The sequence below is a fragment of the Pseudomonas sp. RA_15y_Pfl1_P11 genome, assembly GCF_963970975.1.
Taxonomy (GTDB): domain Bacteria; phylum Pseudomonadota; class Gammaproteobacteria; order Pseudomonadales; family Pseudomonadaceae; genus Aquipseudomonas; species Aquipseudomonas tritici.
Genome location: NZ_CAXAOY010000006.1, coordinates 252,427 through 268,088, shown reverse-complemented (window position 1 = coordinate 268,088; position 15,662 = coordinate 252,427). Strand labels below are relative to the sequence as shown.

The 15,662-nt window shown below is 60.0% G+C and carries 14 protein-coding genes and 1 pseudogene; 9 read left to right on the top strand and 6 right to left on the bottom strand.

Annotated features, from left to right (window positions below; translation table 11 throughout):
• Nucleotides 1-7: 7 nt before the first annotated feature.
• Nucleotides 8-383 (bottom strand): annotated as a pseudogene (locus AACY44_RS10390) (SDR family oxidoreductase); the annotation flags it as partial.
• A 259-nt stretch (nt 384-642) separates the two neighbouring features.
• On the opposite strand from AACY44_RS10390, the gene AACY44_RS10385 reads away from it, so the two are divergent.
• The 4 genes from AACY44_RS10385 to AACY44_RS10370 all read left to right on the top strand — a co-directional run bounded on the left by AACY44_RS10385 (nt 643) and on the right by AACY44_RS10370 (nt 3,959).
• Entirely contained in the window at nt 643-789 is a 147-nt protein-coding gene (locus AACY44_RS10385; RefSeq protein ID WP_339416160.1) for a hypothetical protein, read from the top strand.
• Nucleotides 790-1,054: 265 nt separating this feature from the next.
• Complete coding sequence (locus AACY44_RS10380; RefSeq protein ID WP_339416162.1) at nt 1,055-1,663, top strand: LysE family translocator; 609 nt, start codon at nt 1,055-1,057, stop codon at nt 1,661-1,663.
• Between the two features lie 312 nt (nt 1,664-1,975).
• Nucleotides 1,976-2,983, top strand: a complete 1,008-nt coding sequence (locus AACY44_RS10375) for a GlxA family transcriptional regulator (RefSeq protein WP_370467870.1) — start codon at nt 1,976-1,978, stop codon at nt 2,981-2,983.
• Between the two features lie 34 nt (nt 2,984-3,017).
• Nucleotides 3,018-3,959 (top strand): ADP-ribosylglycohydrolase family protein, encoded by a 942-nt coding sequence (locus AACY44_RS10370; RefSeq protein ID WP_339439055.1) that lies wholly within the window; start codon nt 3,018-3,020, stop codon nt 3,957-3,959.
• 136 nt (nt 3,960-4,095) lie between these two features.
• Here AACY44_RS10370 and AACY44_RS10365 read toward each other — a convergent pair whose 3' ends face one another.
• The 4 genes from AACY44_RS10365 to AACY44_RS10345 all read right to left on the bottom strand — a co-directional run bounded on the left by AACY44_RS10365 (nt 4,096) and on the right by AACY44_RS10345 (nt 8,169).
• On the bottom strand, nt 4,096-5,991 hold the full coding sequence (locus AACY44_RS10365; RefSeq protein WP_445261114.1) for an FAD-dependent oxidoreductase: 1,896 nt from the start codon (nt 5,989-5,991) through the stop codon (nt 4,096-4,098).
• Nucleotides 5,992-6,069: 78 nt separating this feature from the next.
• The gene (locus tag AACY44_RS10355) at nt 6,070-7,017 is read right to left on the bottom strand and encodes a dihydrodipicolinate synthase family protein (protein WP_339416177.1); all 948 of its coding nucleotides are present in this window, start codon (nt 7,015-7,017) and stop codon (nt 6,070-6,072) included.
• Between the two features lie 42 nt (nt 7,018-7,059).
• The gene (locus tag AACY44_RS10350; protein WP_339416178.1) at nt 7,060-7,986 is read right to left on the bottom strand and encodes a 4-hydroxyproline epimerase; all 927 of its coding nucleotides are present in this window, start codon (nt 7,984-7,986) and stop codon (nt 7,060-7,062) included.
• Nucleotides 7,987-7,998: 12 nt separating this feature from the next.
• Complete coding sequence (locus AACY44_RS10345) at nt 7,999-8,169, bottom strand: hypothetical protein (protein WP_339416343.1); 171 nt, start codon at nt 8,167-8,169, stop codon at nt 7,999-8,001.
• Nucleotides 8,170-8,356: 187 nt separating this feature from the next.
• Here AACY44_RS10345 and AACY44_RS10340 point away from each other — a divergent pair, with 187 nt between their 5' ends.
• The 4 genes from AACY44_RS10340 to AACY44_RS10325 all read left to right on the top strand — a co-directional run bounded on the left by AACY44_RS10340 (nt 8,357) and on the right by AACY44_RS10325 (nt 13,478).
• Nucleotides 8,357-9,124: an AraC family transcriptional regulator gene (locus tag AACY44_RS10340; protein ID WP_339530197.1), complete on the top strand. Its 768-nt coding sequence runs from the start codon at nt 8,357-8,359 to the stop codon at nt 9,122-9,124.
• Nucleotides 9,125-9,273: 149 nt separating this feature from the next.
• On the top strand, nt 9,274-11,337 hold the full coding sequence (gene treS, locus AACY44_RS10335; protein ID WP_339416180.1) for a maltose alpha-D-glucosyltransferase: 2,064 nt from the start codon (nt 9,274-9,276) through the stop codon (nt 11,335-11,337).
• Nucleotides 11,338-11,547: 210 nt separating this feature from the next.
• Nucleotides 11,548-12,327: a GNAT family N-acetyltransferase gene (locus AACY44_RS10330; RefSeq protein ID WP_339416181.1), complete on the top strand. Its 780-nt coding sequence runs from the start codon at nt 11,548-11,550 to the stop codon at nt 12,325-12,327.
• 32 nt (nt 12,328-12,359) lie between these two features.
• Entirely contained in the window at nt 12,360-13,478 is a 1,119-nt protein-coding gene (locus AACY44_RS10325; RefSeq protein WP_339416183.1) for an acyl-CoA dehydrogenase family protein, read from the top strand.
• Here AACY44_RS10325 and ppk2 read toward each other — a convergent pair.
• Nucleotides 13,475-14,392 carry a polyphosphate kinase 2 gene (gene ppk2, locus AACY44_RS10320; protein WP_339416184.1) on the bottom strand — a complete coding sequence of 306 codons (918 nt, stop codon included), beginning with the start codon at nt 14,390-14,392 and terminating at the stop codon, nt 13,475-13,477. The genes AACY44_RS10325 and ppk2 overlap by 4 nt on opposite strands.
• A gap of 184 nt (nt 14,393-14,576) precedes the next feature.
• Here ppk2 and pstS point away from each other — a divergent pair, with 184 nt between their 5' ends.
• Nucleotides 14,577-15,605, top strand: coding sequence for a phosphate ABC transporter substrate-binding protein PstS (gene pstS / locus AACY44_RS10315; RefSeq protein ID WP_339416185.1), 1,029 nt, complete (start codon nt 14,577-14,579; stop codon nt 15,603-15,605).
• Nucleotides 15,606-15,662: the final 57 nt, after the last annotated feature.

The following is a 15,662-nucleotide window of genomic DNA, read 5'->3' as shown; positions in this document are numbered from 1 at the left end:
CACTTGCCCCAGCCACATCCAGAAACGTCCCAGTAATAAACGACGCCTCTGCACCGGCCAACCACAGCACGGCCCGCGCCACCTCTTCGGGCTCTCCTCCACGGCCCATCGGGATGCTGTCCTTCACGCGATCGACGCGGCCAGGTTCTCCGCCGCAGGCGTACATTTCTGTGTAGATGTGCCCCGGGCGTACGCAGTTGATGTGTATGCCTTCGCGCGCGACTTCCTTGGACAGCCAGCCCGATGGTGAACGTCTCCAGGGCGCCTTTTGACGCTGCGTAGTCCACATACTCATTCGGGCTGCCGAGGCGGGCGGCGCCCGAGGATACGTTGATCACACTGCCGCCTTTGACGATGCGACGAAACGACATGCGTTTGACGGCTTACTGCGCGCAACAGCGCATTCCAGCTTGCGTGCAAGAGGGCGGCGAAGAGAATGAGTAACACAATAGGAAAAGGCGTGCGCCATGTTAAGCAACACAGTGGCCAGACGGAAGTCGGTTGTTACTCATGAAGTGACGCCACGTTGTACCGTCACGCATACAAACCCTACCATCAGGTTACACGATAGCCGTGACGCACTTCCTCTTGCACTGTCCTATCAAACGAGAAGTTAATCTCGTCAAGTAAGAGAGTGATCTCATGAAGTTGAAGTGTCTAACCAAGGCGGCTGTTGTCGTCGCGCTGTTGTCGAGCTTGTCGGGCTGCTGGATATTCATGCCGCCGGGTGGTGGCGGCGGTGGTCACGGTGGCGGACATGGTCAGGGCGGTGGCCCAGGCCCGCGTTAAATCATTAGCGCCGCAGGCAAGTCATGAACAATGGCTAGCCTGTTTTTTTGCCTGGGATAAACCCCAGGCAAAGAAAAGCCCGCGTGGGGCGCGCGGGCTAAAAGGATGTTCATTAGGAGCTGGGTTCACCATAGGGGGTCATCTGTGAAAGGTTTGTGAAAACGTTGGCAAAAAAGTGTATGCCTCAATCGTGCCGTTGCTGTACGGGGCAGGGTGCGCCATAACTCTTTAATGTCGCAGGCATACCCCCGTTGGATGCCGCATCATGTACATGTCTACCAGTCTGTTGTCAGCGTTCGTGCTGTTCGCCTTCGTGTCTTCGATCACGCCAGGGCCCAATAACACCATGTTGCTCGCCTCGGGCGTGAATTTCGGGTTCCGTCGGTCGATGCCCCATGCGTTGGGGATCAGCATCGGGTTCATGGTGCTGGTGATCGCGGTGGGCCTTGGCTTGGGCGAAGTGTTCAAGGTGTTTCCATCGGCTTATACGCTGTTGCGCTACGTGGGCGCGGCGTACCTGCTGTACCTGGCGTGGAAAATCGCGACGGCGGGCGGCCTATCCGACAGCAACGATGAGCAGGGCAAGCCCATGACTTTCCTCGGCGCGGCGGCGTTCCAGTGGGTGAACCCCAAGGCCTGGATCATGGCGCTCGGGGCCATCACCACCTATACGCCGGCTGAAGGCTATGTCACCAATGTGCTGGTGATTGCGCTGGTGTTCGCTGTGGTCAACTTGCCCAGCGTGTGCGTGTGGGTCGGCTGTGGCAGCGGCTTGCGCAGTGTATTGCGTGAGCCGCGCTGGCTAAGACTGTTCAACGGGTCGATGGCCGGCTTGCTGGTGTTGTCGCTGTACCCGATGCTGTTTGCCGGCTGAGTGTCAGACCGGCGAGATGGTCGCCAGCAAGCCAATGCCGATGGTCAACACCAAAAAGCCGAACAGGAAAAGTGCCATCTTGGCCATAAGGCCTCCGAAGAGTGGGTTGGGAATGGGGCCATTGTCCGCCTCACCCGCACTTCAATACAGGCGCAGATAGCAAAGAAAAAACCGTATCAGATGGCTCGCCCCCTGTTCTGCCACGGGCTTTGAGCGTTTGCGGTTTTCTCAAGATCAGTGCCTGAGACAGCCATCGCGTTTCCCCCTAAGATGACACCCACTGCATCAACAATAAGAGTGGGCCAACCCTCGATGGAAAGACGTCAATTCAGCGGAGGCATGAAAGGCAAGAACCTGCGCTACCTCAATGAAACCCGGCAGCCAGCGTCGGTGACCCGTGTCGGCTTCTTGCTGCTTGAGCACTTTTCCCTGCCCGCATTCACCCAGACCCTCGACACCCTCGTCACCGCCAACCTGCTGCGTCCGGAATTATTCGCTTCGCGCACCTTCGGCTGGGACGCTGGCGAAGTCAACAGCGACCTGGGCCTGGTGATCCGCCCCGACGCACGTCTCGACATGGCGGCCCTGCAAGACCTGGCGTTGCTGGTGATCTGCGGCGGTTTTCGCACTGAACTCAAGGCGAGCGAAGACTTCATCCACCTGCTGCGCAGCGCTGCCGAACACGGCGTCGGCCTCGCCGGCCTGTGGAACGGCGCCTGGTTCCTCGGTCGCGCCGGCCTGCTGCAAGGCTATCGTTGCGCCATTCACCCCGAACATCGCCCGGCCCTGGCGGAAGTGTCCAAGGCTGCCCACGTCACCAGCGAACCCTACGTGATCGACCGCGACCGCCTCACCGCGTCAAGCCCTTCCGGCGCCTTCCATATGGCGCTGGACTGGATCAAGGGCCTGCACGACAAAGCCCTGGTCGAAGGTATCGAAGACATCCTGGCCTTCGAAGAATCCCGCTACCGGCGTATCAAACCCACCGAAAACGTCAGCGTCAGCGCGCCCTTGCGTGAAGTCGTAAAACTCATGGACGCCAACCTCGAAGAGCCCCTGGAACTCGACCAGTTGGCCGTCTACGCCGGCCGCTCCCGCCGCCAGCTTGAGCGGTTGTTCAAGGAACAACTGGGCACCACGCCGCAGCGTTACTACATGGAACTGCGTGTCACCGAAGCGCGCCGGTTGCTGCAACACACCGAGTTGTCTCAAGTGGAGGTGCTGGTGGCGTGCGGGTTTGTCTCACCGAGCCATTTCAGCAAGTGCTATAGCTCGTATTTCGGATATCGCCCCTCCAAGGAGAAGCGGTTGGTCAAGTAGAGTTACGGCTGACTCATTTTTTCAAGGAAGAGCTATGTCTCTTACACGTTTGGACCGTTACCGCGGCAGCTTGCTGGGCCTGGCGTGCGGTGATGCAGTGGGCACTACCGTTGAATTCATGCCGCGCGGCACATTCACGCCGCTCACCGATATCGTGGGGGGCGGGCCGTTCAACCTGAAGCCGGGTCAATGGACTGACGACACCTCAATGGCGTTGTGTTTGGCGGAAAGCTTGGTGCGTAAAGGTGGGTTTGATGCCGCCGACCAGATGGGCCGGTATTTGAACTGGTGGAAGTGGGGCTACTTGAGCTCCACGGGCGATTGTTTTGATATCGGCATGACCGTGCGTTCCGCCTTGGCGGCTTTTGAGGCACACGGTGATCCGTTTGCAGGTTCTACCGATCCTTTTTCCGCGGGCAACGGTTCGATGATGCGTCTCGCGCCGATCGTGCTGTTTTACTTTCCAGACCTTCAGCGCGTCGACGATTTTTCCCGTCAAAGTTCCCGTACGACCCATGGCGCCCAAGAGGCAATCGAGTGCTGTGTGGTGTTGGCGCGGGCAATCAGTAACGCCTTGAATGGGGCGACAAAGGCGCAAATGTTGAGTGTTTCATGCACCGGCCTTTCTGCGCCCAAAGTCGTGGCAATTGCCCAGGGGGCGTATAGCAGCAAAACCCGCGAGCAGATCACTGGCAACGGTTACGCCGTTGCATCGTTGGAGGCCGCGTTGTGGTGCGTATTGCACACTGACAGCTTCGCCGACGCCGTGTTGGCGGCCGCGAACCTGGGCGATGACGCCGACACCACCGCTGCCATCGTCGGCCAATTGGCCGGTGCGCATTATGGGGTGCAAGGTATTCCGGCGGGATGGCTGGAAAAGCTCTGGATGCGGGAGGATATTCAGGAAATGGCCGATGCCTTATTCAAGGTTTCTACTGAAACCGCGCCAATCAAGCGGACACCAAGCTATAGATAAACACGTTTAAATGTGGGCTTGCTCGCGAATGCGGTGTATCAGTCACAGCGTTAGTCACTGACCCAACGCATTCGCGCTCCTACATTTGCACTACTTACACCCCATAAATCGTTATCGGAAATAAGCCGTTGAATTTTTAGAATCGGTCCAGGCGATAAGCCTCCAATGCCGGTGCCGCGGCCCCCCGATCCGCGTTCGCCAACTCCCCAACGATCTCCGCCGTCACCGCCGCCTGCGTCAACCCCAAATGCTGATGCCCAAACGCAAGCAGCACCTTCCCGTCGCAGACCCGGTCAATCACCGGCAGCGAATCCGGCAACGACGGCCGGAATCCCATCCACGGCGTTGCACCTTCCGCACTCAGGTCCTGCCTAAACAACCCTTTACTCAACCGATGCAACTGCCAGGCGCGCTCCATATTCGCCGGGCGGTCGAGGCCGGCGAATTCCACAGTGCCGGCCAGTCGCAGGCCGTCGGCCATAGGCGTCAGGATGAATTTGCGTTCCAGGGAGGTGACGGCAAACGGCAGGCGCTGCTGTTCGTGAGGCAGCATGAGGTGATAGCCGCGCTCGGTGTCCAGCGGGACTTTTTTACCGGTCAGTGCGGCGGTGAGTTTGGCTGAGTGGGCACCGCAGGCGACCAGCACCTGCCGTGCGGTCAGCGGGCCTTGGTCGGTGGTGAGTGAGACGCCGTGTTGTTCCAAGCGTCCATCCAGCACCTGGCGCTTCAGGAATTGCACGCCACTGGCCTTGGCTGCCTGGACCAGCTCGCACACCACTTGGTAGGGGTCAAGGAAGTGCCCGGTGCTGGGAAAGAACAGCCCGCCTCGGATGTTGTCGCTCAACTGCGGTGCAGCCTGGCGTATCGCGTCGCCGGACCAGAATGCGACGGGCACCTGTTGCGCTTGCATACGCTGCTGCAAGGCATCCAGGGCGTCCCGTGAATCCGCCCGTTCAAACACCAGCAGTGAGCCCTCTTCGCGCAACAACTCCGGGCGCCCGATGCTGTGCAGCAGGCGCTGCCAAGCGCCCTGGCTGCCCTCGTTCAGCGCGCGGATACCCGCGACCGTGCGCTGATAGCTGGCCGGGCGCAGGTTCAATAACAGGCGCAGGAACCAGGGCAGGGCGCGCGGCAGGTATTTCCAATCCAGGCGCAGCGGGCCCATGGGGTCGAGCAGCATGCCGGGCAAGCGTTTGAGGATCGACAGGTCGGCAATCGGAAACACCTGTTCGGTCGCCAGGTGCCCGGCGTTGCCATAGGACGCGCCCATGCCGGGTTCCTGCTGGTCGACCACTACCACGTGCCGGCCCTGACGCGCCAGTTGCAGTGCACAGGCGACGCCGATAATGCCGGCGCCGACCACTACGATATCGGGATCGGACATGGTCTGCGCTGCACAGTTCGGCAGTCGATCAGCCGCCCTGCGGATGAAGCGATCCAGATCCGGCCCTTGTACCGCGATCACCAGCCCTGGGTTGGTACAAAATTGTCCGGCCCCCTGGGTCAAGGAACTCACAAAACCCTGGGCCAGTGCCTCACTCCGATCCGCCAGCGCTGCCGGGAACAGGTACACCGGGTTGATCGAGCTCATTTGCGCATACACCGGAATCGGCTCGGGCCGCGCCTGCGCCACCGCCCGGCCCACCACCCCACTGGTGTCCGGGTGAGCACCATGGGCCTTGACCACTACCGGACAACCGGCGGCCAGTGCCGAAGCGGTGTCGCCACCGGCCACGGAAAACGCCAGCGGAAAGTTACTTGCACCAAACACGGCCACCGGGCCCAACGCGATGTGGCGCTGACGCAGGTCTGGCCGAGGCAGTGGCTGACGCTGCGGCTGCGCGGTATCTACCCGCACATCCAGCCATTCCCCGGCACGCACGGTGCGGGCAAAGGTGCGCAGTTGCCCGCAGGTGCGGCCGCGTTCGCCGTCGCCGCCCAGGTAGGCGGGCTCCAGGGCTGCGTGGGTGGCGGGATTGATCGCCCGGATCGCTTCGCGATTGCCGCAACTGAGTTGCTGACCGATCAGCATCTTGCCCGTCAGAGTATGGAATCGTCCTGGAAAAAAGTGGGCTTGGCCGCTACGAGAACCACAGCGGCGCGCAAGGGGTCAGGCGACGTTCTGTTCTGCTGACCAGTTGGCGTACCACTGGCGGAACAGCGCGTACTGGTGCTCGGCGTAACGGCGCTGGGCGTCGCTGAGGGCGTCGGTCTCGTTGAAGTGCAGCGCGTAGCCCTGGTCGCCGTTGAGCACCATCAGGTGCTTGTAATACAGCACCAGGTCGCAGCCTTCATCGAACGATGACAGCACTGCCAGCGCGGCTTCCAGTTCACGGGCCTGTCGGCGCGCCTTGGCATCGCCCTTGGCGGCTTTTTTGCTCAGCGCCACCAGTTGCAGAACTTCCCGAGGCAGTGCATTGCCGATACCGGTGATGGCGCCGGTCGCGTTGCAGTTGACGAAGCCGTGCACCACCTGGGTGTCTACGCCAACCATCAGCGTCACGTTATCGTCCTGGGAGGTGATGTGTTCGGCTGCGTAGCGCAGGTCGGCAGCGCCACCGAATTCCTTGAAGCCGATCAGGTTCGGGTGTTCGCGGCGCAGTTCGAAGAACAGGTCGGCGCGGGTGGCGAAGCCGTAGTACGGGCTGTTGTAGATCACCGCCGGCAGGTTGGGCGCAGCCTTGAGGATTGCCGAGAAGTGCGCCTTTTGCGCGGCGGCGCAGGCGCCTCGGGACAGGACGCGCGGGATCACCATCAGGCCATGGGCGCCGACTTTGGCGGCGTGGGCCGCATGCGCTACCGCTTCACGGCTGTTCACTGCGCCAGTGCCAACGATGGTCGGCACGCCCGCCGTCACCAGGCGTGCCACGCCTTCCTGGCGTTCCGCTTCGGTCAGCAGCGGCCAGTCGCCCATGGAGCCGCAGTACACCACGGCGCTCATGCCGATATCGATCAACTCGCGGCCCTTGGCGACCAAGGCGTCGAAGTCCGGTTTGCGCTCAGCGGTGCACGGGGTCATCAGGGCGGGGATGCAGCCGGTGAAAATGTTGTCGCTCATTGTTCTAACTCCTGAAGTCGATCAGTTGAATACGGTCGGGGCTTATATGCCCCAGGCAAAAGGGTCGCGCTCGTCGATCAGCAAGGTGCTGTCGGCGGTCATGTAGGCGCTGCCGGTGATGAAGGGGCGGATGCGCTCGCCGTCCCATTCGTAGCGAGCGTCGAATTGGCTGCCGGTGATGCTGGCTTGAGTCCAGGTTTCACCGGGCGCGAGTTTTCCATCGGCGGCCAGGCAGGCCAGCTTGGCGCTGGTACCGGTGCCGCAGGGTGAGCGGTCGTAAGCTTTGCCGGGGCATATCACGAAGTTGCGGCTGTCGGCCAGGTCGTCGTCGGCGAACAGTTCGATATGGTCGATCAGCGCGCCGCCTTCACCGTGGATGCCCTGGTCTTCAAGGGCCTTGAGCATTGCCCAGGTGTAATCGGTCAGCGCGTCGACGTTGTCCATCTGCAACAGCTGGCCGTGCTGCGACACCAGGAAAAACCAGTTGCCGCCCCAGGCGATATCGCCGTAGACCACGCCATGGCCCGGCACGTCCACCGGCACCTGTTGGCGAAAACGGTAGGCGGGCACGTTGCGCAGGGTCACGCTGCCGTCCTCGTGCAACGTTGCCGCAACCGGGCCGACCGGTGTGTCGATGGTATGTACGCCGGGCTGGATGCGACCCAAGTGATGCAGGGAGGCGACCAGGCCGATGGTGCCGTGGCCGCACATGCCGAGGTAGCCGGCGTTGTTGAAGAAGATCACCCCACAGACCGCGCCGGGGGTGACGGGCTCGCAGTACAGCGCACCGACCAGTACGTCATTGCCACGCGGCTCCAGCAGGCAGGCGCGGCGCCATTGATCGTGCTCGGTACGCAGGTGCCCCCGTTGTTCAGCGATGGTGTCGCCGTTCAGCGCAGGGAAGCCGCTCATCACTAGGCGCGTCGGTTCGCCGCCAGTGTGGGAGTCGATCACATGCAATCGCTTCATAAAACGCTCCAATCAATGGGTGGCTGGGGTCAGCGCGGCGACGGTGACAGGGGCGACCGCGCCGGCCGACACCGCCATCTCGATGCCCGACAGGCGAAACGGCGCGAAACCCTGGACCTGGAAGTTCGCTGGCTTGAAGAAGGTGAACAGCACGACAATTTTGAACTTGCCTTGACCTGACATAGCGTCGCCTTCTTGTGAGTTATTGGATAGGTATGCAGTGGCCCTACAATGAACTCATGGACGGCGGCACTATTGATGTTTTTTGCCCGCATCGATGACGAAATCAGCACAGTTTGCACCGCTCGACAGCGCCCAGGGCATCGGGCAATCTGCTACGCATCGAGGCAATTTGCGTGGGGCGACAGTCATGATGCAGAGCGCGTTTGTGACCCTTTGCCAAGGGAGCGAGGCGAATCGCCCCCACACTATCGAGCAATTATTGGCCGGTGTGATGCAGCTATTGCCGATGCTGGATGTGATCCCCAATGCGGCGATTTTCATCAAGGACACCCACGCCCGTTACGTCCTCGCCAACCGCACCCTGGTGCAACGCTGCGGCCTCAAACACCTGCAACCCCTGCTGGGCAAGACCAGCGCTGAAGTCTTCCCCGCGCAGTTGGGACCGGGTTACACCGAACAGGACCGGCGCGTGCTGGAGCAGGGCTTGGTGCTGGGGGACCAGCTTGAATTGCACCTGTACGGCACCCGAGAACCCGGCTGGTGTTTGACCCACAAGTGGCCTTTATACAACCACGCGGGCGAGATCATTGGCCTGGCGGGTATCTCCGTAGACCTGCAAACCGCCAGCGAAAGCCACCCGGCCTACCAACGCCTGGCTGCCGTGGACGCGCATATCCGCGCGCACTTCAACCGCCGCGTCACGCTGGGTGAACTGACACGCATCGCCGGGATTTCTGTCGCGCAGCTGGAGCGTTACTGCAAACGCGTGTTCCACCTGACACCTCGGCAAATGATCCAGAAAGTGCGACTGGAGCACGCCCATCGGTTGCTGCATACCGACATGCCGATTACCGAAGTCGCGTTGCAGTGCGGGTATACCGACCACAGCGCGTTCACCCGGCAGTTCAAGGCCTCGACAGGGTTTACGCCGAAGCAGTACAGGGAAACCTGCTAAGTCTCCAGACGGTGCTTTTCTGTGGGTGGCTTGCCTGCCAAGCAGAGAATTCGCTCAAGTGGGCAGGGGGCTAATCCCAATGCAACGAATGGCCCACACAACCCTCATATGTTCACGAGTAATGCTTCACGACGACAGGTAACAGGCTTATGACGGCGGCTGAAAACAACCATGTGAACTGGCTGGTGGAACAATCGATGCTGCACGCGGCACGCCAGCGCGCCAAGCTCTATTCGGGGCAGGGGCGGTTGTGGCAGCAGCCTTACGCACAGACCCGGCCCCGTGATGCCACGGCTTTGTCGTCGGTGTGGTTCACCGCCTACCCGGCCTCGATTGTGACCCGCGAGGGTGGCACGGTGCTGGAGGCGCTGGGGGATGAGGCGCTGTGGCACGCCCTTTCGAAGATCGGCATTCAAGGTATACACAACGGCCCGCTGAAGAAGTCTGGCGGACTGAGCGGTACCGAGCACACGCCGACCATTGATGGCAATTTCGACCGTATCAGCTTTGAAATCGACCCTGAATTGGGCACCGAAGCGCAGTTACAGGCGTTGACGCGCATGGCGGCGGCGCACAATGCGGTGATCATCGACGATGTGATCCCGTCCCACACCGGCAAGGGCGCGGACTTTCGCTTGGCCGAGATGGCGTACGAGGACTATCCCGGCCTTTTCCACATGGTGGAAATCCGCGAAGAAGACTGGCCGTTGCTGCCCGACGTGGTCGAGGGGCGCGATGCGCAGAACCTCAGCCCAGTGCAGGTCGATGCGTTGCGTGACAAACACTACATCGTCGGCCAGTTGCAGCGGGTGATTTTCTTCGAACCCGGCGTCAAGGAAACCGACTGGAGTGCAACCAATGTCGTGCTGGGCGTGGATGGCAAGCCGCGTCGCTGGGTGTACCTGCATTACTTCAAGGAAGGCCAGCCTTCGCTGAATTGGCTGGACCCGACCTTTGCCGCGCAGCAGATGATCATCGGCGATGCGCTGCATGCCATTGACGTGATGGGCGCAAAGATCCTGCGCCTGGACGCCAACGGCTTCCTCGGTGTAGAGCGCAAGCTGGATGGCACGGCGTGGTCCGAGAGCCATCCGCTGTCGATCACCGGCAACCAGTTGTTGGGCGGCGCGATCCGCAAGGCAGGCGGTTTCAGCTTCCAGGAGCTGAACCTCACTGTGGATGACATCGCCTCCATGTCCCATGGCGGTGCCGACCTGTCCTATGACTTCATTACCCGCCCGGCGTACCAGCATGCGCTGTTGATGGGCGACGCCGAGTTTCTGCGCTTGATGCTGCGCGAGATGCACCACCAGGGCATCGACCCCGGCTCGCTGATCCACGCGTTGCAGAACCACGATGAACTGACCCTGGAACTGGTGCATTTCTGGACCTTGCATGCCCATGACACCTTCCTTTACCAGGGCCAGACCTTTCCCGGCAATATCCTGCGCGAGCACATTCGCGAGCAGATGTACGAACGCCTGGCCGGCGAGCATGCGCCGTACAACCTCAAGTTCGTGACCAATGGCGTGTCGTGCACCACCGCCAGCATCATCACGGCGGCGCTGGGGATTCGTGACCTCGACGCGATTACCCCGGCGGACATCCAGCAGATCCGCCAGATCCATCTGCTGCTGGTGATGTACAACGCGATGCAGCCTGGGGTGTTTGCCTTGTCCGGCTGGGACCTGGTCGGCGCGCTGCCGCTGGCGGCCGAAGAAGTCGAGCATCTGATGCGCGATGGCGATACGCGCTGGATTCATCGCGGTGCGTATGACCTGGTGGATTTGAACCCCGAGGCGCAGCTGTCTGCCGGCCAAATGCCGCGTTCGAAAAGCCTTTACGGCAGCTTGAACAGTCAGCTGCAGGACCCCGAGTCCTTCGCTTCACAACTGCAGAAAATCCTCGCGGTACGCCGCGCCTACGATATCGCTGCCAGTCGCCAGATCCAGGTGCCGGAAGTCGAAAACCCCGGGCTGCTGGTGATGGTTCACGAATTGCCGGCCGGTAAAGGCACGCAAATCACCGCGCTGAACTTCGGCGCCACGCCGATCACCGAAACCCTGCATTTGCCTGATATTGCTGCCGGGATGGTGGTGGATATCATCAATGAGCGGGTTGAGGGGGATCTGACGGCGGAGGGGGAGTTCACCATCACCCTGGACGCATATGAGGGGTTGGCGCTGCGGGTGGTCAGCAGTTCACCCCTCTAACGTGGCCGCATCGTGTAGTCAGCGGGCTTGCCCAGCGCCGGCAAGCCCGCTCACCACAACAGTGCGAGCAAGTGATGTTAACTATAAGGGAAGGGCGTTAACAGATCGCGAACGCTTTCAGAGTTTCCTTACCGTGCCTATATAAAACTGCATGTTAGTGTCTTGCTTACTACGTGCTGGTTAATAGCGCGGTGACTCAAAGGAACAGGAATGCGATCTCAGCCGGTCTCCCGTGATGAACATTCAGTTGCACCCGAGCAACGTGCACAGTTAGTGGTCAGTCTCGCCACGACTCAAGATGAAGTACGTGAAGTGCAACGTCTGCGTCATCGTGTGTTCACCGACACGTTTAAACTGTCCACACTGGCAAGCCCCGAGGCGTTAAACGCCGATGAGTTCGATGACTATTGCGACCACCTGCTGGTTCGCGACACCCGGACTTCGGCTGTGGTGGGCGCCTATCGCCTGATGGGCCCGGCAGCGGCGCAAAGCATGGGGCACTATTACTCGGAGAGAGAATTCGATCTCAGTGGATTAAAGTCTTTACGCCCCAGAACCGTTGAAGCCATGCATGCGTGTGTTCACCCCGAGTACCGCAGTGGCAGTGTGATCATGATGCTGTGGTCAGGCTTGGCGCGTTATATGGAGCGTGCGGGCTGCGACCATTTGATGGGGTGCGCGAGCGTGAGCCTGTCCGGTGGGGGCCACAATGCGGCAGCGTTGTACCGCAGTTTCACTCCGGAAAATCTGGCGCCTGCCGACTATCGGGTACTCCCCTACATACCCTTTCCTATTGATGCGTTCGAGCCTGGGCATATACCGCGCATGCCACCGTTGCTCAAAGGTTATTTACGCAGCGGTGGCTGGGTATGTGGTGCGCCTGCGTGGGATAAAGAATTTAACGTTGCGGACTTCTTTATGTTATTGCCGCTGTCAAAGTTGGACAGTCGTTATGCACGGCATTACTTGAAGCCGCCACAGTCGTTTTGAGGCTCGGTTGATAGTTTAAGGGTTTAATGAATATGGTATTGAAAGAAGAAAGAGCTGCCGCGTTAATCTGTATTCCCGAGTTAGTGCCTGTTCTCGAAGCCGCCTCACTAATTGAACTTGAGCGGGGAGCGTCCAAACAACTGGCGACGCTGTTTCGTACGTTGGGTGCTCCCGGGCTATCCATTGCCCGAGCATTGGGCGGTGGGGGTGTCAGCGCGGCGAACCTGGCACAGGTCCATACGTGGGTCGGCGCGCATTGTCCTTCCCTGGCGGTGATGATGACGATGCATCACCATACCGTTGCCGGCATGATGGCGGCGAATCAGTTTTTCCCCGACATTCAAGGGCTGTTAAGCGTGATTGCACGCGACAGCCTGCTGGTCGCCTCGGGATTTTCCGAGGGGCGGGCGCACGCCAATATCCTGGAATCCACGTTATCCGTTGAGAAGACAGCGGCGGGCTACGTGGTAAGCGGCAGCAAAAAGCCGTGCACGATGACGCATCACTTCGACGCGATCACGTTTGGCGTCAACTACCTCGACCCTGAAGGTAAAACCCATATCGGCATCGGTATGGGGCTGGCGGGTGACCCGAATATCCAACGCAAAAAGTTCTGGTCGGTACAGCACTTGCAGGCAGCCGACAGCCATGAAGTGATCTTCAATAATCTGCTGGTGCCAGAGTCGATGATGTACTTCAGCAAAGCCGTCGATAATCAGTTGGACGATGTTCAACAGGGTACCGGTGAACACCTGTTTGCCATCTGGTTCCAGTTGCTTGTCTCGGCGTCGTATCTGGGCATGGCGTCTGCATTGGCATCCAGGGCATTGTCATCCAACAAAGGCTCGCAGGATGATCGCGCGATGTTGCTGATTGATCTGCAGGGCGCCTCCATGGCTGTGCGCGGCCTGGCGGTGTCGATCGATCAGAACCGCTTTCTGCGCGCTGACCTGGCGCGCGCGCAGGCCACCCGGTTTGCCGTGCAGGAGGCGATCAATCGCATCAGCACGCGTGCGTTCGAAATCCTCGGAGGCATGGCGTTCATGTCATCCGAGGAGGTCGCTTACCTGTTGGTTGCAACGCGGGTACTGGCATTTCACCCCACGTCCAGGCTTGCCAGTGTGCCGTTCTTGTGTGAGCAACTGAGCTAGTACCGTTGTGGCACGATGAGTTCCGGTGGCGTCGGGCTGCGCGAATAATCTTCCTGGCGCACACGCCGCGGCAGTTCGATCACCGGCAGCTCGACTTCTTCATACGGCATCTGCCCGAGCAAGTGATGGATGCAGTTGAGCCGCGCTTTCTTCTTGTCATCGGCCTGCACCACCCACCACGGGGCTTCGGCGATGTGGGTGCGTTCGAGCATGACTTCCTTGGCTTTGGTATAGGCTTCCCAGCGCCGACGCGACTCCAGGTCCATGGGGCTGAGTTTCCACTGCTTGAGCGGGTCATGAATGCGGCTGAGAAAGCGCAGGTGCTGTTCCTGGTCAGAAATCGAAAACCAGTACTTGATCAGTTGGATACCGGAGCGGGCGAGCATGCGCTCGAACTCCGGTACGGTGCGGAAGAACTCTTCGTATTGTTCGTCGTTGCAAAACCCCATGACTTGCTCGACACCCGCGCGGTTGTACCAGCTGCGGTCGAACAGCACGATTTCGCCGGCCGCCGGCAAATGTGAAACATAACGCTGGAAGTACCACTGGGTCTGTTCGCGGTCATTCGGCGCAGGCAAGGCGGCAACCCGGCAAACCCTGGGGTTCAGGCGCTGGGTGATGCGTTTGATCACGCCACCTTTGCCGGCGGCATCACGCCCTTCGAATAGAATCACCACCTTGTGGCCGGTTTTCACCACCCAGCTCTGCAATTTCACCAGTTCGCCCTGCAGGCGGAACAGTTCGCTGAAATAAATCCTGCGGGCTGCTTTTTCGCAGCTCTCACCGACGTGCTCGTCGAACAGCGCATTCAGGTCATGGCCATCTTCGGCTAATTCCAGTTCCAGCTCTTCATCACTGTGATCAAGCAGTTCACGGTGGATGCGCTGCATCAAGGCGTCTTCTACTGAGGACATGGGCCGAACTCGCGTGGTGGGAGATGGCAAAGTCATAGACGCAATTTGTTACGAGCCAATTACACCAAAATGCGTTATTGCGGCGGGAGAGGGGGACAACAAGGCGTTTTGCCATTCCGCATTCATAAAACCGTAACAAGAATGTTGCAGAGTGCGTGAGCCCGTAATCACAAGGATTTTCTGAATGAAACGTCTGATGAAGTCTGCTGCACTCGCCGTCGCGGTTTCTCTTAGCGCCACCTCGGTATTTGCCGCCGAAAGCGTCCGCCTGACAGGTTCTGGTGCAAGTTTCCCGGCCCCTATCTACCTCACCTGGTTCAAGGACTTCAGCAAGAAGACCGAAGGTGTCACGGTTGACTACCAGTCCAAGGGCAGCGGTGCGGGCGTACAGGACTTCCTGAACAAGACCGTCGATTTCGCCGCCAGTGACTCGGCAATGAAAGACGAAGACATTGCCAAGGTGGCCGAAGGCGTGCAGCTGCTGCCGATGACCGCGGGTGAGATCGTGTTGGCGTTCAACCTGCCGGGCAATCCTAAAGAACTCAAGTTGCCGCGCGATGTTTACTCCAACATCTTCTTGGGCAAGATCACCAAGTGGAACGATCCGAAGATCGTCGCCGCCAACCCAGGCCTGAAACTGCCTGACATGCCGATCACCGTCGTTGTGCGTGCAGACTCCAGCGGCACCACCGCTGTGTTCACCAAGCACTTGTCTGCGATCAACCCTGAGTTCCAGAAGGACTTGGGCGAAGGCAACACGGTCAACTGGCCAGCCAGCGACAAATTCATCAAATCGCCGAAAAACGATGGCGTAACCGCTACCGTTCGCCAGACTCCAGGCGCAATCGGCTACATCGAATACGGCTTCGCCAAACTGGCAAAGGTTGACTTCGCCCAGTTGCAGAACAAGGCCGGTAAATACGTAGTACCTAACGCCGAAAGCGGTGCAGAAGCCCTGGCTGCGGTGAAGATGCCGGAAAGCCTGGTGGCCTGGCTGCCAGATCCGGATGGCGCCAAGTCCTACCCGATCACTTCCTACACCTGGATGATCTTCCGCAAGAAAAACGAGAGCCCGGCCAAAGCCAAGGCCATGCGTGAAATGGTCGAGTACAGCCTGACCGAAGGCCAAAAAATTGCCGATTCGATGGGCTACATCCCGCTGCCGCCATCGGTTGTCGATCAAGTTCGCAAAGCTTCCGCCAACATTCAGTAAGGCTTGCCAGACCACCCCCGGCATGGGCTGTCAGCCATGCCGGGCGTGTTCCCCTCT